The 18,029-nt window shown below is 38.0% G+C and carries 19 protein-coding genes; 10 read left to right on the plus strand and 9 right to left on the minus strand.

Features of this window, described 5'->3' with window-relative positions; translation table 11 throughout:
• Positions 1-105 precede the first annotated feature (105 nt).
• The 3 genes from ABMA78_RS10300 to ABMA78_RS10310 are packed head-to-tail and all read left to right on the plus strand — an operon-like array spanning position 106 to position 3,852.
• Positions 106-696: an arylesterase gene (locus ABMA78_RS10300; RefSeq protein ID WP_392859815.1), complete on the plus strand. Its 591-nt coding sequence runs from the start codon at positions 106-108 to the stop codon at positions 694-696.
• A complete protein-coding gene (locus ABMA78_RS10305; protein WP_392859817.1) occupies positions 696-1,373 on the plus strand; it encodes an ABC transporter ATP-binding protein in 678 nt (225 codons plus the stop codon). The genes ABMA78_RS10300 and ABMA78_RS10305 overlap by 1 nt, the downstream gene beginning before the upstream one ends.
• Positions 1,363-3,852, plus strand: coding sequence for an ABC transporter permease (locus ABMA78_RS10310; RefSeq protein ID WP_392859819.1), 2,490 nt, complete (start codon positions 1,363-1,365; stop codon positions 3,850-3,852). Before ABMA78_RS10305 ends, ABMA78_RS10310 begins: the two co-directional genes overlap by 11 nt.
• 41 nt (positions 3,853-3,893) lie before the next feature.
• Here the strand turns inward: ABMA78_RS10310 and ABMA78_RS10315 are convergent, their stop codons facing one another.
• Positions 3,894-4,598 (minus strand): hypothetical protein, encoded by a 705-nt coding sequence (locus tag ABMA78_RS10315; protein WP_392859821.1) that lies wholly within the window; start codon positions 4,596-4,598, stop codon positions 3,894-3,896.
• Between the two features lie 217 nt (positions 4,599-4,815).
• On the minus strand, positions 4,816-6,411 hold the full coding sequence (locus ABMA78_RS10320; protein WP_392859824.1) for an ABC-F family ATP-binding cassette domain-containing protein: 1,596 nt from the start codon (positions 6,409-6,411) through the stop codon (positions 4,816-4,818).
• 181 nt (positions 6,412-6,592) lie between these two features.
• Between ABMA78_RS10320 and ABMA78_RS10325 the strand changes: the two genes are divergently transcribed.
• The 5 genes from ABMA78_RS10325 to ABMA78_RS10345 all read left to right on the plus strand — a co-directional run bounded on the left by ABMA78_RS10325 (position 6,593) and on the right by ABMA78_RS10345 (position 9,289).
• Positions 6,593-6,754: a hypothetical protein gene (locus ABMA78_RS10325; RefSeq protein ID WP_392859827.1), complete on the plus strand. Its 162-nt coding sequence runs from the start codon at positions 6,593-6,595 to the stop codon at positions 6,752-6,754.
• 96 nt (positions 6,755-6,850) lie between these two features.
• The gene (locus ABMA78_RS10330) at positions 6,851-7,312 is read left to right on the plus strand and encodes a BLUF domain-containing protein (RefSeq protein ID WP_392859829.1); all 462 of its coding nucleotides are present in this window, start codon (positions 6,851-6,853) and stop codon (positions 7,310-7,312) included.
• Positions 7,313-7,349: 37 nt separating this feature from the next.
• A complete protein-coding gene (locus ABMA78_RS10335) occupies positions 7,350-8,582 on the plus strand; it encodes a TIGR03862 family flavoprotein (protein ID WP_392859832.1) in 1,233 nt (410 codons plus the stop codon).
• Complete coding sequence (locus ABMA78_RS10340) at positions 8,575-8,988, plus strand: HIT family protein (RefSeq protein WP_392859834.1); 414 nt, start codon at positions 8,575-8,577, stop codon at positions 8,986-8,988. The genes ABMA78_RS10335 and ABMA78_RS10340 overlap by 8 nt, the downstream gene beginning before the upstream one ends.
• 103 nt (positions 8,989-9,091) lie before the next feature.
• A complete protein-coding gene (locus ABMA78_RS10345) occupies positions 9,092-9,289 on the plus strand; it encodes a cold-shock protein (protein WP_021267754.1) in 198 nt (65 codons plus the stop codon).
• A gap of 62 nt (positions 9,290-9,351) precedes the next feature.
• On the opposite strand, the gene ABMA78_RS10350 is transcribed toward ABMA78_RS10345, so the two are convergent.
• The 4 genes from ABMA78_RS10350 to ABMA78_RS10365 all read right to left on the minus strand — a co-directional run bounded on the left by ABMA78_RS10350 (position 9,352) and on the right by ABMA78_RS10365 (position 11,833).
• Positions 9,352-10,179 (minus strand): S1 RNA-binding domain-containing protein, encoded by an 828-nt coding sequence (locus ABMA78_RS10350; protein ID WP_392859837.1) that lies wholly within the window; start codon positions 10,177-10,179, stop codon positions 9,352-9,354.
• Positions 10,136-10,486, minus strand: coding sequence for a DUF1456 family protein (locus ABMA78_RS10355; RefSeq protein ID WP_392859840.1), 351 nt, complete (start codon positions 10,484-10,486; stop codon positions 10,136-10,138). The genes ABMA78_RS10350 and ABMA78_RS10355 overlap by 44 nt, the downstream gene beginning before the upstream one ends.
• Complete coding sequence (locus tag ABMA78_RS10360) at positions 10,486-10,869, minus strand: RNA recognition motif domain-containing protein (RefSeq protein WP_392859843.1); 384 nt, start codon at positions 10,867-10,869, stop codon at positions 10,486-10,488. The genes ABMA78_RS10355 and ABMA78_RS10360 overlap by 1 nt, the downstream gene beginning before the upstream one ends.
• 97 nt (positions 10,870-10,966) lie before the next feature.
• Positions 10,967-11,833, minus strand: a complete 867-nt coding sequence (locus tag ABMA78_RS10365; RefSeq protein ID WP_392859845.1) for a LysR family transcriptional regulator — start codon at positions 11,831-11,833, stop codon at positions 10,967-10,969.
• Between the two features lie 104 nt (positions 11,834-11,937).
• On the opposite strand from ABMA78_RS10365, the gene ABMA78_RS10370 reads away from it, so the two are divergent.
• Entirely contained in the window at positions 11,938-12,477 is a 540-nt protein-coding gene (locus ABMA78_RS10370; RefSeq protein ID WP_021268237.1) for a YceI family protein, read from the plus strand.
• A gap of 54 nt (positions 12,478-12,531) precedes the next feature.
• Here the strand turns inward: ABMA78_RS10370 and ABMA78_RS10375 are convergent, their stop codons facing one another.
• Positions 12,532-13,803, minus strand: coding sequence for a dicarboxylate/amino acid:cation symporter (locus ABMA78_RS10375; protein ID WP_392859848.1), 1,272 nt, complete (start codon positions 13,801-13,803; stop codon positions 12,532-12,534).
• Between the two features lie 78 nt (positions 13,804-13,881).
• Between ABMA78_RS10375 and ABMA78_RS10380 the strand changes: the two genes are divergently transcribed.
• Positions 13,882-14,463, plus strand: a complete 582-nt coding sequence (locus ABMA78_RS10380; RefSeq protein ID WP_392859851.1) for a DNA-3-methyladenine glycosylase I — start codon at positions 13,882-13,884, stop codon at positions 14,461-14,463.
• Here ABMA78_RS10380 and ABMA78_RS10385 read toward each other — a convergent pair.
• A complete protein-coding gene (locus ABMA78_RS10385) occupies positions 14,460-15,977 on the minus strand; it encodes a hypothetical protein (RefSeq protein WP_392859854.1) in 1,518 nt (505 codons plus the stop codon). The genes ABMA78_RS10380 and ABMA78_RS10385 overlap by 4 nt on opposite strands.
• Before the next feature lie 305 nt (positions 15,978-16,282).
• Entirely contained in the window at positions 16,283-18,025 is a 1,743-nt protein-coding gene (locus ABMA78_RS10390) for a phosphatase PAP2 family protein (RefSeq protein ID WP_392859856.1), read from the minus strand.
• Positions 18,026-18,029 lie beyond the last annotated feature (4 nt).

Below are 18,029 nucleotides of genomic sequence, written 5' to 3' on the forward strand. Positions count from 1 at the left end.
GGCCAGCAAAGCATTAATAAAGGCTTTGTTAAATCTTTGTAAAAAAGCGAAATGAACTTCGCTATTTTTGCTGTGATGCCCTAAAATAATATGATTGGAGTTGTTATGAATAAATTTTTACTAGTTCTATTAATTGGCCTTTCAACATTTGCTGCGCCAAAAGTTCTCTTTCTCGGAGACTCTCTTACTGCCGGTTATGGAATTGATCCAGAGAAGGCCTACCCAAATCTTGTGAAAGATATCTTAAAAAAAGAAGGCATTGAAATTGAAGTGATGAATGCAAGTATTAGCGGTTCTACTTCAGCTTCTGCTGTTTCTCGCCTTAAGTGGTCACTAAGAGGAAAGCCTGATGTCATGTTACTTGCTCTTGGGGCAAATGATGGACTCCGTGGAATAAAGCTTCATTCAACAAAAGAGAATTTAAAAAATGCTATCAAGCTTGCAAAGAGTAAGGGAGTAAAGGTTATTCTCGCAGGAATGCAGATTCCACCAAATTATGGGCCTGAGTATACGAAAGAATTTCAAAAAATGTTTCCTGATTTAAAGAAAGAAGAGGGAGTTACACTACTTCCATTCTTACTTAAGGATGTAGCAGGACAGCGTCAGTATAATATTGACGATGGCATCCACCCAAATGAGGAAGGACACAAGATTATTGCAAGGACGGTCGCACCGTTTATAAGGAAAGCTTTATAATGACTGAATTAGTATTATCACTCAAAGAAGTGAGAAAGGATTTTTCTCAAGGAGAAGAAATCCTCAATGTTTTAAAAGGTGTTGAGCTTGGAGTTAGCGAAGGGGAGACCATCGCAATCCTAGGTAAATCTGGTAGTGGAAAATCAACTCTCTTATCACTCTTATGTGGAATTGATGATGCCACTAGTGGTGATATTTCATATCGCAATAATTCACTTAAAGATCTAAATAGCGAAGAGATCACAGATCTTAGAGCTAAGCATATTGGTGTGGTCTTTCAACAATTTCATTTATTAGAACATCTAAATGCATATGAGAATGTTCTCTTGCCACTCGAGGTAAATGGCAGTGGCCATCAGAAAGATCGTGTGGATTACTTTCTTGAAAAAGTAGGGATGAGTCACCGAAAGACGCATTTCCCAAATCAATTAAGTGGTGGAGAGAAGCAAAGAATTGCCATTGCTCGCGCTCTCGTCACTCACCCTGGTGTTCTTCTGGCAGATGAGCCAAGTGGAAGTCTTGATGAGAATACTGGTGATGAAGTTATGAATCTAATCTTTGATATCGTTCGCGATGAAAAGATGAGTCTTGTTCTTGTCACTCACGATAAGGATTTAGCAAAGAGGTGTGAGAAGATTTATCACTTAGAAAATGGAGTGCTAAGTCTTGAAGCTTAAAATGGTTATGCGAGAGCTTAGAAGCTCTCCAATGTTCTTTATCATCTTTATTCTAAATCTCTCTATTGGAATGGTTGGACTATCAACCATTGAGGTCTTTAAGTCCTCTTTTGATAGTGCTTTAACGGCAAAGTCAAAATCTCTTCTTGGTTCTGATATTTCAGTAAGCTCGCGAATTGCGATCACGAAAGATAGCTTAGAGATTGCAAAGTCTAATCTCGACTATAGTGAGATGACTCGCAACCGCTCACTCTATTCGATGCTCTTTAACGGCGAAAAAAGTCGACTCGTCAATATACGAGGACTTGGTCACGGGTTTCCTTTCTATGGTGATATCCTAGCAAAGAGTGGCAAGAGCTTTCGTGATTTAAAAGATAATGAAGTCTTTATTTATCCTGAACTTGTTGGTCAACTTGGACTTGATCTTGGCAAAGAAATTAAGATTGGTTCAAAAGTGTTTAAAGTCGCAGGAATCGTCGAAGAAGATGGTTCTGCAGGTTTTTCCATGGGACAGCTGGCCCCAAGACTCTATCTAAAGAATGAGGTCTTAGATGCTACTGATCTTATCAAGCCTGGCAGTACAATTTGGCGAAGTTTACATTTTAAGATGGCCAAAGAATTAAGTGACAAAGAACTTGTTAAAGCGGAAAAGAATTTAAAAGCTAAAATCATCGATTCATCAATTCGCATCCGATCTCCTCAGTCTAATTCTGAAAGAGTGGGGCGTTCAATGGATTATCTCGCTGACTTTCTTGGGCTTGTTTCTCTATGCGGGCTATTTTTAGCAGGGCTAGGCCTCATCTACCTCTTTAGAGGCTTTCTATTAAAGAGAAGAAAGGATTTAGCAATTCTTGGTTTTATTGGGATGAGAAAGAAAGATATCTTTAAGATCTATACGTTAAAGCTTTTCTTTCTTGGCCTATTTGGTTCACTTTTAGGAATTGCGATTGGGACGGCATTTAGTCCCGTTATTCAAACCATGGTCAGTCGAAATTTAGGAATTAATTTTGCTCTTGAATTTAGCCTTTCAACTTTCTTTGTCACAATGGCCGTAGGGGTTGCCTCTACAATTGTCTTGGCACCAGCTCTTATTATTCCTTATTTAAGAGTCGATCAAAAGGCACTCTTTGATCATGATACGAGCCTTTCAAAGAACTTCTATGATTATTTGCTATTTATTCCAATTGTAATCTTCTATTGGGTAATGGCCATTTACTTGTCTGAGAGCTTAATTGTTGGTAGTGCATTCATTGCAGTCTTCCTACTTATTGTGGGGGTCTTCTTTCCTGTGGGAAGTTTTGTTCTTTCATGGCTTGGAAAACTTAATCCAAAACTTAGCTTATCATCTAATATGGCCTTTAAGTATGTGACTCGTCATAAGATTTCAACTTTGTTTATCTTCTTATGTCTGTTCATTTCAACGAGTCTTATGACTCTTATCCCTTCAGTTAAGAATATCATTGGAGCGGAACTTTCGATGCCTGCAGAGGAGCGCCCTGTTTACTTCCTCTTCGATATTCAGCCTGAACAAGTTGAGGAGCTAAAAACTTTTGTTTCTCAGAGGAAGCTAGATCTTCTCAATATCAGCCCAATGGTTCGTGGGCGACTCGTAAAGATTAATGGTGAAGGTTATAACCCAGAAAAACTTGGGGATTTAACAAGAGAAGAGCAAAGGGAGCAACGTAGTCGTAATCGCAGTGCTAACTTAAGTTACCGCGATCATCTTGTAAGAGGTGAAGAGATTGTCGAAGGACGTATGCCTAAGCGCTTTGACTTTGAATCTGATGAAGTGGCAGAAGTTTCATTAGAGCAGCGCTATGCGAGTCGATTGGGAATTAATCTTGGTGATGAGCTTGAGTATAATATTCTAGGGATGCCTATTATTGCTAAAGTTGTAGGCTTTCGCTCGATTCGTTGGACGAGCTTCTTGCCAAATTTCTTTATCTCATTTGGCCCAGGTGTTCTTGAGGATGCACCAAAGACTTTCATTGCTGCCATTGGAAAAGGCGAGGGCGATGTTAATGATCAGCTTCAATCAGACTTTGCGGCCAAGTTTCAAAACGTGTCTCTAATTGATATTCAAAGCTCTCTTAAAAGAGTTGCGACAATTATGGAGAGTATCACAAAGATTCTCGTTACAATGAGCTTCATTGTCTTTCTTGTTGGACTTCTTGTGATCTACTCCCTCATTGCACACCAATTAGAGTCTCGCCGAGAAGATATCTCTCTTATCAATATCATTGGGATTCGTTTTAGTGAGATTAGAAAGTCCATTATGAAAGAGATGGCCTTAATGTCTGTGAGTGCCGTTGTTGTTGGTGTTACTCTAGGACAGCTTGTGACTTATGCTGTTGCAAAACTTCAATTCGATTTAAATTATATTTTCAGCTCTACTGAAATTATTGGCTTTGCCATTTTAATTATTGTTCTTTCAATTCTAATTTCTTTTTCTTCATTTAATCGATTCATTCGAAAATAAAAAAAGGGCCACACTATGCGGCCCTTATATAAGTATTGAATCTACCAGTTATATCTTTCAGCACAGAAATAACGGTAATCGTATTCATAATCATTCAGTTCATCGCGCAGATCTGCACAAAGGTCGTATCCAGTTGAACAAGAGAATGAGTAAAATGTTCTCTCAACTGAATCGCTCCAGCTATCAACAAGCTCGTAGTTACACGTATCATAGGCGCTATAACGGTGACGGTATCCATTGTAGATAAAGTATGGGTAGTCGTAATCCCAGTAGTAACCATCAACATAAGAGACACTAACTCTTAGCCAGCGGTTATTATAAACATAGATTGGTCTTACTGTTCTGTGATAGTCACGGGCCGTTGTCCAACGACGATTGTGTCTTACATAGTCACGGTTTGGTGTGTGACGGTAGCGGCGGTAAGCGCGTGTCGGATCAGGTCTTGTTGTGCGACGATCGTCATATCTTCTGTCGTCGTAGCGTCTGTCATCATAACGTCTGTCATTGCGACGGTCATCGTATCTTCTGTCGTCGTAGCGTCTGTCATCGTATCTTCTATCATTTCGACGATCATCATATCTTCTGTCACGTTGTCTATTTTGACGTGAGTCTCTATTGTATCTAGCATCACGTGAGCGACGATTTCTTAATTCGTCATCATTGTTATTTCTTCTTCCTCTTTCTGGTGCAGCAAAAGTCGTTGCTGTCAGGGCCGTAAGCACTAATAGTAGAACCAATTTTTTCATAAATCTCCCTCTGAGTTTTAATTGAATTTGGCCAGTTCTAACGTGGAGGGTGACTTTTTTGAAATTAAAATTTTGTTTAGCTAAAGAAATTTACTTTCTTACATTTAGATTTACGGGATTTAGTGGGCTTAGGGGTTTTTCTTACAGGAATTCACCTTGTAATAAGGTAAAAGTGGCAAAAAGGCCTCAAGAAGAGGCCTTTAATATTTGATAGCGATTATGCTTTTGATGCTAAGTAGTCATCGTAGCTGACGTACTTATCTTCAATTACCTTACCATTGTTGTGGTCAAGGTCAATAATACGGTTTGCTACCGTTTGAATGAACTCATGGTCATGAGAAGTAAAGATTAGGTTACCTTTAAATCTTGTGAAACCTTCGTTCACTGACGTGATACTTTCAAGGTCAAGGTGATCAGTAGGTCCATCAACAAGAAGAACGTTTGCACCTGAAAGCATAAGCTTTGACATCATACAACGAACTTTCTCTCCCCCAGAAAGAACATTTGTCTTCTTAAGAGCTTCCTCTCCTGAGAAAAGCATCTTACCTAAGAAGCCACGAATAAATGTTTCGTCCTTGTCTTCTGAGTATTGTCTTAGCCAGTTCACAAGATCGTTCTTACCATCCATGAAGTAGCTAGAGTTATCTTTAGGAAAGTATGATTTAGTGATTGTCACACCCCATTCAACAGTTCCTGAATCAGGTTCCATTTCGCCCATAAGGATTTTCATAAGAGTCGACTTGGCAACATCGTTCTCACCAAGAAGAACAATCTTATCGTCTTTATTAATCATGAATGTAACATTATCTAAAAGCTTAACGCCGTCGATTGTCTTAGTGATTCCATCAACACGTAGAATTTCTTTTCCTGCTTCACGCTTAGGATCGAATTGTACAAATGGGTACTTTCTCGTTGATTTTGGAAGGTCATTAAGCTCAAGCTTTTCAAGTTGTTTCTGTCTTGAAGTTGCTTGAGATGATTTTGAAGCATTGGCGGAGAATCGTTGAATGAAGGCCTTAAGTTCTTTGGCCTTATCTTCTGCTTTCTTATTTTGGTCTGCACGAAGCTTTTGAGCAAGCTCTGAAGATTTTCTCCAGAAGTCATAGTTACCTGCATAAGTTGTGATCTTACCAAAGTCGATATCTGCAATATGTGTACATACTTTATTTAAGAAGTGACGGTCGTGGGATACAACGATAACAGTCTTTTCATAATTTAGTAGGAAGTTCTCTAGCCACTGAATCGCCTTGATATCAAGGTTGTTTGTCGGCTCATCCAGAAGAAGAATATCAGGTGAACCAAAAAGTGCTTGAGCAAGAAGAACCTTAACTTTCTCTGGCCCCGTAAGCTCTTTCATATATTTGTAGTGATACTCAGTTCCAATTCCAAGACCAGAAAGAAGAATTCCTGCTTCTGACTCAGCTTCGTAACCATTCATTTCAGCAAATTCACTTTCAAGCTCTGCTGCTTTCATCCCATCTTCATCATTGAAATCTTCTTTCATGTAGATGGCATCTTTTTCTTTCATGATTGAGTAAAGCTTCTCATTACCCATAAGAACAGCTTGTAGAACTTGTTCTTCTTCGTATGCAAAGTGATCCTGCTTAAGAATAGAAAGTCTTTCACCTGGAGTGATATTAATTGTTCCTGTATTAGGTTCAACTTCACCCGAAAGAACTTTGATGAATGTTGACTTACCAGCACCGTTGGCACCTATTAAACCGTAGCAATTACCTGGCGTAAATTTGATATTAACGTCTTCAAATAGCTTCTTGCCACCAAAGCTTAAACTGACATTGGAAGTGGAAATCATAAATTATCCTTCTTATTTAAATTATCAATGAATTAACGGCTTCACCTTAAACTATTTAATGCGATTAGTCCATGGATTTACTGGACTGTTAAATGAATATTATTTTCGCTTTATCCCTTCTATTTTTACTAGAAGTGGCCATGGCCGAACAGTATGATACTGATATTACAAGGAGCTAGAAATGAAATTCTGGGCCACACTTCTAACAATAATATTCTTTTTATTTAAGACTGTGGAAGTTTATGGGTATCAATCAAAATATCAAATTAGCGAAAATGCTAAGATCATTAAAGACGGACATATTGGAACTCTACTTAATCATAGTGAAATAAATATGGAATGAAACGATTCATTATTAAACTGCAATTTAAGCATTCTTGTCTTCATCTGGACTCGCAAACATCTATAATAAAAATAAATATGCAGCAAGGTGGTTTCTATGAGCAAAGAATATCAAATTATTTATATCAGCGAAAAAACAGGTGACTTCAAGCCAGAAAAGGACTTGGATAAGATTGTCTCTTCATCGTTTAGAAATAATAACGCTAGAGATGTAACAGGTGTTTTAATGTACAATAGTGGTTTCTTCTTTCAAGTTATTGAAGGTAAGAAAGATGATGTTATCTACACATATAATAAAATTATTTTGGATCCTCGCCATCAAAACGTGAATTTATTGACGGATCGTGAGATCGAAAATCGCAGCTTCGAAAATTGGCCTCTGGCCTTGGTTAAACTCAACGATATGGACTTAGATGTCATTGACCATGTGATAGCATGGAATGATTTAATCAATGATTCTCGTCGAAAAGAACCAATCTCACAGGAGAAAGTTGACCGCTTAATCGAAGCATTACGCTACAAAATTGATATGGATACGATATCATCAAAAGCAGCTTAGACTTTTCTCTAACTTGTTGGCGTGATAATATTTTATCATGTCAAATCAAGTTATCGTTGCCATTGTTGGAGGAGGCCCTGCCGGCCTCTTCTGTGCTTATGAATTATTAAATTCTGGAATACAAGGAATTGAGGTTCACCTTTATGAACAAACAGGTGGCGTTGGGAAGAAATTCTTAGTTGCAGGAAATAGTGGACTCAATCTTACTCATAGTGAAGAGCTAGATAAGTTTGCTAAAAGATATTTTAAAGATGAAGAACGTTTTACATCTTTATTAGAAGACTTTAGTGCAAGTGATCTTATTTCATGGGCCAACTCGCTTGGCACCGAAACATTTGTCGGAACGAGTGGGAGAGTTTTTCCAAAGAAAATGAAGGCCGCAGATATCTTACACCAATGGATGAATACACTAAAGTCACATGAAAACTTTCATCTGCATCTAAAGCATTCCCTTACAAATATAACTGCCGATGGTGATCTCATTTTTAAGCATGATCACAGTAATAAGGCCCAAAGAGCAGACTACTATATACTTGCAATGGGTGGCGGAAGTTGGACTAAGACTGGAAGTGATGGGCTATGGATGGATTATATTGAGGCCCTAGGTGTAACAACAGCTCCATTAAGGGCCATGAACTGTGGGTTTGAAATTGATTGGTCAAAGCACTTTCAAGAAAAAGTTGATCGTGGTTTTGTGAAGAATATTGTTGTCTTTAATGAAACCCAAAGTGCTAGAGGGGAGATCATGTTAACTCCCTATGGTATTGAAGGCGGCGCTGTTTACGCCATCTCAAATGGCCTTCGAGATGAATTAGAAAAAGCTCAAAGCGCTTATCTTCATATCGACTTTAAGCCAGACTTAAGACTAGAAGAGGTCATAGAAAAGCTTTCAAAAAGAAGTAAGGACTCTCTAACTAATCGACTAAGAAAGCAATTAGGCCTTGATAAGATTGCTACTTCTTTACTTTATGAGGTTCTCGATCGCGCAAAGGCCCAAGAAAATGTTGAGTACTTGGCCATGACGATTAAGGATTGTCCGATTGAAGTAAAGAGAACGAGACCCATTGCAGAGGCCATTTCAACTTCTGGTGGTGTCTGCTTTGAAACTTTAAATGATGATCTATCTGCTATTAAAAATAATCAGTATTACTTTGTTGGAGAGATGCTAGACTTTGAAGCACCGACAGGTGGTTATCTCTTACAGGGCTGTTTTTCAACTGCATATAGGGCCGTAAAATCAATAAAGAAAAAAGAAGGTATCGATGTTTAAGCTACACGACGTTTTAAAAAAAGACTTAATTGAAATAGATGATATGAAGCTCTCAAAAGTTATGCTCTTACCAGATACGGAAAATCCGTGGGCCGTTATTATTCCAAAGCGTGAGGGGATTCGTGAAATACATGAGCTCTCTTGGGAAGATCAGGTGACTTTGTTAGAGGAAATTAATGAGGTCAGCCGCTTTCTTACAGATAAGTATGGCCCTCAAAAATTAAATATTGGGGCGCTTGGTAACATGGTTCCGCAACTTCACGTCCATATAATCTGTCGATATGAAAATGATCGTTCTTGGCCTGGTGCAATATGGGGAACGAAGGCAAATAAAGAAACCCATAAAATCAGCGACTTAGAAGCTACGTTTAAAGCGCACTTTGAAGCGTCGCGTTTATCTAAGTGACGAGGATCAGCAAAATAAATTTTTTTTCCTTTTTTCTTAGGAATTATGGGAACACTGAGGTAAAATCTCTTTAACGAAAAAAATTTTTTACGAGGTTAATTAAATGAGTACAGGTAAAGTTAAATTCTACAATTCAGCGAAAGGTTTTGGATTTATCACAAAAGATGATGGTGGAGATCTTTTCTTCCACATTTCATCAGTTCAAGGTGGAGAGCCAAATGACGGTGATAGCGTAGAATACGAATTAGGTGAAGGTCCTAAAGGTCCATGTGCCGTAAATGTAAAAGTAGTTCAAGGTTAATTTTTAATTATATAAATTGAGTACTTAAAAAAGAAGGCCCACATTGTGGGCCTTTCTTATTGTTATTGATTTAATTTGATTCCGCTATCTGAGATTGTAATTTTCTTGTCTTTATAGAGCATTCCAATCGTTCTTTTAAACGTCTTCTTGCTCATATTTAGAAAGTTCTTAATGTCTTCTGGAGAACTCTTATCATTTAAAAAAGAAGAGCCACCATTTCTTTCTAAGAAGTCGATAATAATATCTTTTGAATCCACTAGGTTTTTAACACCTTGTTCTTGTAAAGCGACGTCAACAAGTCCATCCTCACGAAGCTTTTTTACAAATGCTTTGAAGTACTTTCCACAAGAGACACGCTGAAAGATTTCATTCTTATAAATCATTCCAATGAACTTCTTATTTATGATAACTCTAAAGCCTAGCTCACTTTCTTGAGCGATAAAAACATCAACTTCGTCGCCAATGTTAATATCAAAGTCTGAGGACTCGATATATTTACCAAGTTTTGTTGTTCCGAAGATACGTCCTGTTCCATCCTCTTTACAGATACGAACGATATGAGACTCGAATTTTCTCACTTTGATCTTCTGCTCATTTCCTGGAACGAGAAGGTCTTTAGATGTACCCCAGTCAAAGAAGGCACCAAATTCTTGAATTTCAATTGCATCGAGTAGGGCATATTCACCAACAACGGCAACTGGAAGTTCTGTCGTTGCCACGAGTTCCCCTTGTGTATCAGGATAGACAAAGGCCTTAACTTTTGAGCCTACATCAACTTTTAATGGCGCAAAATTCTCCGGCAGAAAAACTTCCTGCGTATTTTCTTCATCGATTAGTGTGTAACCGTTATGAAGTTTTTTTCGGACCTTTAGTATATTGTTTTTTCCCACGTGGAGCATTTGGTTTTGCCTTTGGTTTTGTATTTTTATTAAATGTTTTTTTCGCTTCAGGTGTACTTGCTGCTTTGGCCGCACGTTCTTCACGAGTTCCACGGTTCTTAATGATTAGGCCATTTAAGAACTTTCTAAGAACTTGATCTCCACATTCTTTATAATTTGGATGATCATCTTTGCGAAATAATGCTGATAGCTCAGTCTTTGTCATTTCAAAATCAACGAGTTTTAAGATCTCGATAATTTCAAAATCTTTTAGAGAAAGGGCGATGCGAAGTTTCTTTAGAATATCGTTATTCGTCATTATTTCTTTCCTAGGTGATCAAATAACTCATTTAATCCACGACGGCGACGAGCTTTCTTCTTTTCAATAATGATCTCTTGAGCTTCTTCTTTTTCCACCTTAGCTTTTGTTTCTTGCTTGCGCTTCTTCTGCTCTTCGAAATTATCTTTGGCAATAGAGACTTTAACAGTTCTACCATCAAGCATCGAACCATCAAGGCCATCGACTGCCTTTTGTGCCATTTGATCATTTTGCATTTTGATAAAAGCGATACCCTTGCTCTTTTGAGTTCCTGGGATTGTCAGAAGGTTCACATCTTGAACGCGACCATAGCGCGAAAAGATACCTTTTAATTGCTCAGAAGTGATCTTGTAATTGAGATTACCAATGTAAACAGTTTTCATTTCTTACCTTAATTTATAGTGTTAATGGGCCAACTTAGCACTAAATGCTTAAGAAATGGGAAAAAATGCCAGAATCAGGTAATTTATTTGCGCTATTTTAGAAGGAATCCCAGATAAATTGGGCGACCTCTCCTAAATGGTGTTCTTTTTTATGGCCTAAGCAAAATGTGACGGGAACTTTTGATTCAAGATGCTTTAAATGGATGAGCTGGCCTTTCTTTAGCTCCTTTTCAATTAGAGAGCAGGGAAGTCTTCCCCAACCAAATCCATTGAGAATAATCTCTTTCTTTGAAGCCGTGTCAGTAACCCTCCACTTTAGAGACTCTTCAATAACGCCAATACTTGTGGAGTCATCTGGAATAGTACTTCGTTGAATTATCTGTGGAAATTGGGCAAGGCTTTTAAAGTTTTGTTGCTTCTTTGGAAGATCAAGAAATGGATGGTCCTTGGCCACCACAAGATACATATCAACTTTACCGACAACTTTATAATCAAAGTTCTTTATACTTGAGAGATCTTCAAAGATGGCCAAGTCGACCCTGTCGTTTAGAAGCATTTTTTCGCCACTAAGTACTTCTCTTTCAAGAATGATTTCTGTGGAAGGGTAGCGGGCCATGGCCTTTTTGATAATTGGGTATAATCTGTCGAGGCCATAGATACCTGAGACTGAAATCGATAATCTCGTTTCAACATTTGAAGAAATTTGCTGAGTTTTATGAATCAGGTCATCGTATTGTTTTGTAAGCTTGGATGCTTCGATTAGAAACTCTTGGCCCTTTGCAGTAATGGTTGGCCTATATGATGAACGATCAACAAGCTCAAAGCCGACTTGCTCTTCGAGATTGTTAATTGAGTAAATTACCGCTGACTTTGCCTTTGAAAGCTCGGAGGCGGCCTTTGTAAAGCTACCTGCATTCTCTAAGGCCTGAAGACATTTAATCTGTTCAATTGTTATCCACATCATGATCGAATTATAGCACAAGATGTCACTAATAATGATCTTTATTTTCCTCTGTATTTTGTTAAGATATTTTAAAAATTATTTCATAATTCAAACGGAGGAATATTATGAGTAAATTTATGGTTATGGCCCTTGCGGTATTTACTGTATTTGCAACTAACGCTGAGAAAATTGATACTTCTAAATCAACTGTTTTCTGGCAAGGTACTAAGGTAACAGGTCGTCACTTCGGTACAGTTAAAATTAAATCAGGTGATGTAAAGCTTGAAAAAGGTCAACTTGTATCAGGGAAAGTTGTTGTTGATATGAACTCTTTTACTGCAACAGACCTTCAAGGTGAGTGGTTAGATAAATTAAACGGACACCTTAAAAATGAAGACTTCTTTCATGTATCAAAGTACCCAACGGCAACACTTGATATCAAAAAAGTTGAAGGTTTCACAGTAACTGCTGATCTTACAATCTTAGGAAAGACAAAAGAAGTTAAGTTTCTAGCGGCACAAAAAGGGAAGAACTTTGTTGGTTCACTAGAGTTTAATCGTACAGATTTTGGCCTTAAGTATGGATCTGCTTCATTCTTTAAGAGCCTTGGTGACAAAGCGATTGATGATAAAGTTAGTTTAGCATTTGATGTTGTTGTAAAGTAAATTAAACTTTCTTAGACTCCAATAAAAAAGGCCGCTTCATGCGGCCTTTTGTTTTTATGTTAATTTCTTATCTAAGTATCTTTGAGTAACAACTGCTCCAATTATATCACCTTCAACGTTTACGGCCGTTCTAAAAGTATCCAGAGGCCTTTCAATTACCAGAAGAATACCAATTGCTTCCAGTGGAATTCCCGCGGCGAGAAGAACCATCTGCATCCCTGACATTGATCCTGATGGCATCCCTGGTGCCCCAACTGATGAGAGCATGGCCATAAAGAAGATTGAGAACATGGCAACTCCAGATAGCTCGACTCCATAAAGGTTAGCTAAGAAGATGGCTGCAATCCCTTCAAAGAGGGCCGTTCCATCCATATTCATTGTGGCCCCTAGTGGAAAAACAAATCCACTAACACCTTTTGAAACACCTAGCTCTTCTTCACAAGTCTGCATTGTTACAGGAAGAGTCGCAGAACTTGAGGCCGTCGAAAGGGCCAGAAGTAATGGCCTTGCGGTCTTCTTAAATAATTTAACTGGGTTTAGTCCACCAAAGAACCATGCAATTGATGGGAGAACAAGAAGTCCGTGAACCATTGTTGCCCCAAAAACTAAGAGGGCAAATGAGAGGAGCTCTGAAAAAATATCTCCTGATACCTTGACCTTAAAATCAAAGACGATGGCAAAAATACCTATTGGACTCAGGTTAATGATCCAGTGAAGGACCCGATTAATGACGATATTGAGATCCTTAACAATTTGATAAAGGGGACTCGAGGTATGATGAACAATAAGTAAAGATAGTCCTAGAAGTAGTGCCGCAGTTACAATACCAAGGATATTATTATTTGCGAGGGCATGAAATGGATTAACAAGTGCAGTTGTAAAAACATTCTTAATAACAAGTGGAATTGAGTTAGAGCCTTCAGCAATAAACTTTGCTGGCTTTTGCTGCTGGATTGAATCTTTTGTCTTTATCGTTACTCCAGAGTCTTTCCATGGGTGAATGAAGAAGACTGCTGTTAGTCCAATAATGATTGCGATGATTGTCGTTGAGATATAGTAAGTAATTGTCACCATGCCCATGGACTTAAGTTTTGTGATTTCACCAATACTGATAATCCCACCAATCAGTGAGAAGAAAATCATTGGTGCAATCATCATCTTAAGAGAGCTGATGAAAACATCTTTAATCATGACAATGATTTGATAAATATCTGGTGGGTTTTTTGACGTTGCCCAAAGTGGATCACCAAAGATCGATCCTAAAATATATCCAAGTACACCTGCGACGAGTACCCAGAAGCTTAAGTTTTTGACTACTTTACTCATTTATTATCCTTTCTGAAAGTACATGAATGTTTATTTTAATCCTTAATTAGAATTTAAAAAAGGTTTATAATGCTTCTTATGAAAGAAAGATGCCCATGGTTAAAGTTATCCAATAAACAATATGTCGATTATCACGATAAAGAGTGGGGAAGACCTGTTCATGACGATCGTACTCTCTTTGAATTCCTCATTTTAGAGGGGGCTCAGGCGGGGCTGAGCTGGGAAACCGTTCTTAATAAAAGAGATCATTATCGTAAGGTTTTCTATAATTTTGATGTGAAGAAAGTCTCTAAGATCACTCCTGCCAAGATTGAAAAGCTCTTATTAGATCCGGGGATTATTAGAAATCGCCTAAAAGTTGAGTCAACGGTATCGAATGCAAAATTCTTCATTGAAGTACAAAGAGAGTTTGGAAGCTTTGATAAGTATATTTGGTCATTCACTAATGGAAAAACAATCTATAATACTTTTTCAAGTCTTAAAGATTATCCATCAAAGACTGAGCTTAGTGATAAAATTTCAAAAGATTTAAAGAAGAGGGGATTTCGCTTTGTGGGAAGCACGATCATCTACGCTTTCTTACAGGCCTGCGGGATTGTTCAGGATCATAGTCAGAATTGTTACTTACACGCAAAGAAGCTTAGAAAGCTAAAAAGCTAATAAATACTTCCTCTAATATGGCCTTGTCCCATAAGATCGTTAAGGCCAATAATATTGACCATCGTGCGTTGTAGCTTAGGCCCTAGCTTAGATTTTCTAAGACTTTCAACGAGTAAGGTGGCCTTCTCTTTTGTTAATGCATTAGAGCGTACTACATCTAGGATATGATAGATTTTCTTTGCTAATTTTAAGTTCTCTAGCTGCTTAAGCTTTTTCTTTTCTCTTTGAGAAAGGCGATTCGTTTGTCCATTATGGGAATCTTCGTAGACATAGTTACTTCTCTCAAATTGTCTTCTACTTACTTCATCAATCCAAATTAGAGAATTTGTATAATCAAAGGCAAGAGCAATGGATTCCCATAGATCAAAGTCTTGTGCATGCATTAGCTTTGAAATCGCCTTGGTAGAAAACATTAATGATGAGTAAATTTGAACCTTGCCATACTTCTTCTTTCTATCAAAGTCGATTCTCATACCATTATCGAGGTATCTCTCATAAAGAAGCTCGGCCTCTTTATTTAGTTCTTTTCCAGTGGCGATCTCATCGACGTAAGAGTAACCAATCTCCATACTGAAGCTTGAAGTAGCATCCTCGTTTGTTGGAATAATTGCCTTCACTTCAAAACTACGCTTTTCTGTTCCAGAGAAGCCCTTGTGGTCTGTAATTTTCTTATGCTCAACGATATCGTAGTTGTACGCATCTCCATTATTAAATGTTGTCGTGTACTTTCCATCTTCTTTTATATAGCGTGCGCCAGACTTCCAAAGTAGAAGATTTAGTCCCCAGTTGAATTCACTATTTCTGACATCACCCTCTTTTTGAATATAGAGATCAACACTCTTACTTCTAGCTTCTTCAAGCTCTTGAAGTTTTGAAAAGTCCTGATTAAGAAAACCGAGGTAGGCATCAAGACCTTCTTGGGTACTAAGATCTACTCTGTAGACAATTTCGTTAATCTTACGTTCTCTCTTCTTATAGTTAAAAACAATAGGAGAGTAGCCAGCAGACCCATTGATACCAATTGAAATTGGAAGATCAATAACCTCATCTAAGAAAACACTTAGCCCCGAGCCTAGACCTTTTGATCTCTCTTTTAAATTCTTAATGGTAATCAATGCAATATCATGGGCGGCCTTCTCAATTGTTATATCAAGAGACTTCATGACCTTAAATTTTGCCTTAGGGCCAAAGCGATCTAAAACAGGAATTACGACGTCAAGAAAATCAAGCCAGATTAAATTCATACGTGTTGCAAATCCGCTCATAAGAACAGTGTTAATTTGCTCACCATCTTTTAATTGATTAAGCTTCTCTCTTGTCAGTGGAAGCTCGTTAACTTTCATATGATTGAGGTTTATGGCCTGCTCATAAGAATTAACTGTCGTTACCTTTGAAAACTTTCTCTCTTCAATAGGTGCGCCTTGGACAACTGGAAGAATTGTTTTAAAAAGAAAGTTTGCTCCAATATAGGCCATCTGCTCTAGAACCGGAGCATTTAATGTAATCGAGTCCACCACAAGAAATTGTCCGTTGATAGTAGGATAAATACTTCTTTGTGCCTTAGGTCCTGTCCATCCTTTTTGATATATTGTCCCAAAGTACTGAAGCTTAAGTTGAGTCTCTATCCATTCTTCATTATCTTGAAGCGCTTCGAGATTACTCCATCTCTTATCGACAAGATGCTCGATTTCTCTTAAAACCGCGTGATTTTCCTCGACGACAAAATCAAATGCCCAGGTACTAATGCTAGTACCTAGAGCAATGATTATTGTAAATATAAGAGTGAAAATCGCTTTCAGTTTTCTTTCCTCGTTGCTATTTATTCTTTAGATGCTTGTGAAAATACTAATTTATAGTAGTCAATTGGCCAAGCCTTAAGATCCTTTTGTCCATCTACTTTGTATGTTACCGCACCACCGTTTAGGTCACCAGTTACAGGCGTAAATGTTACTGGGCCGTCTTGTTTTTTATCAAATAATTTATACATTAACTTACCGGAAACCCATCCAATTAGCGCTCCTAGAGTCACATCTGAAAACCAGTGAGCATTCTTATAAACTCGTGCAAAACTTGTTAGGGCCGCTAGAGAGTAAGCTGCAATAGGGACAATCTTAGTGTCTTTAAATTCTGTGGCAAAAACTGTCATAACTGACCAAGCACCTGCAGAGTGACCTGAAGAAAATGACGTATTATTTCGACCAAAATTTACACCATCAAAGTGGTATGGCCCTTTTCCTTCACGAGGCCTAGCACGAGAACTTAGCGACTTAAGAAGTTGCGTTGCCAATTGCCCAATGAGTACGGCACCAACACTTCTAACTGCTGCACGCTTAAATTGGTCATTTTTAAAAACGAGACCAATGGCCATAGAAGCTCCCACTAGTGGAACAAGTCCTGCTGCTTCACCGTAATTATTTGTAAAGTCAGTAATCGTCGTTAGTGTGTCATTCTTATTGTCTTGAACGAAGTCCATCATTGGTTGGTCAAATGCCATCATAACTCCAACAACTCCTAGAGTTCTTAACATCAGTGATTTCTCTGAGTCAGAGAATTCGATAGGCATAAAGATTGAACGATCACGGCCTTTCTTATTCTTAATAAGCTCTTTTAAATCAGCGTCACTAAGAAGAGATTTCTTAATCTCACTTGCTTCTTGAACTTCCTGATTTAACTGGTCCTCGTCGGCCTTGGCCAATTCTACCTGTGACTTCTTAAGTGCTTTATTGATCTTCTTTGTTTCACGACTTTTTACATACTCGCTTTCACTTATTAGAAGATAAGCGATTTGTGCCATTCTATCTTTTGCGTCCGTTAACTTTGTTTGATGGTCATTATATAGCTCAAATAATTCGAGCAGGGCCTGTGCTTTTACACGTCCATCTTCATTAGAGGCCACTTCCTCCATTAGGAGCGCCGCTTGATACTCATAGATATCCTTGTCTTTAGATTTCTTATTCAGCCAAACTTCATATTTAAAGTCTGATAGAGTTTTCTCTAATCGCTTTGTTTTTGAATTATTGAGCTTATTTGAGATATCATTTACGAGCATCGAATTAGGATAGTTCTTTATGAAATCTTCTTGAATCATAATAGCTTCATTGACGATATCATTAGCACTACCATCGGCCTTGACGAAATTACCAATTGGCATATTCTTTATATCAGTTGGTAAGTTCTGATTGTAGAGGTCTGCAAGTTGGTAGTGAATCTTCTCTGATTGCGGATGATTCTTAACGAGCTTCTTTAGTGACAGTGAGAAATTTGCATAGTCATTTAAGAAGTTTCCTTCATAGAGCTCATTGAGTAATTTGATATCAACACCTTGATCAAGGGCAAGCTTTTGATCCTTTACAAGGGCCAATTGATAGCTTCTTGCTGCCTTACAATGCTTTGCAGAGCCTGACAAATCATGTGCATCATTTAATGCTTCTTGAAAATCGACTTCTTCAAGCTTGATGTCCTTTTGAAGTCTATCACAGACTTCTAAACTCTTTGCTTGGACTCCTACGGAACCGAGCAAGGCCAAGGCGGTAATAAGTTGAGACAATTGATTTAAAGTCATATTT

This window comes from Halobacteriovorax sp. RZ-2 (genome assembly GCF_043196685.1).
GTDB lineage: Bacteria > Bdellovibrionota > Bacteriovoracia > Bacteriovoracales > Bacteriovoracaceae > Halobacteriovorax_A.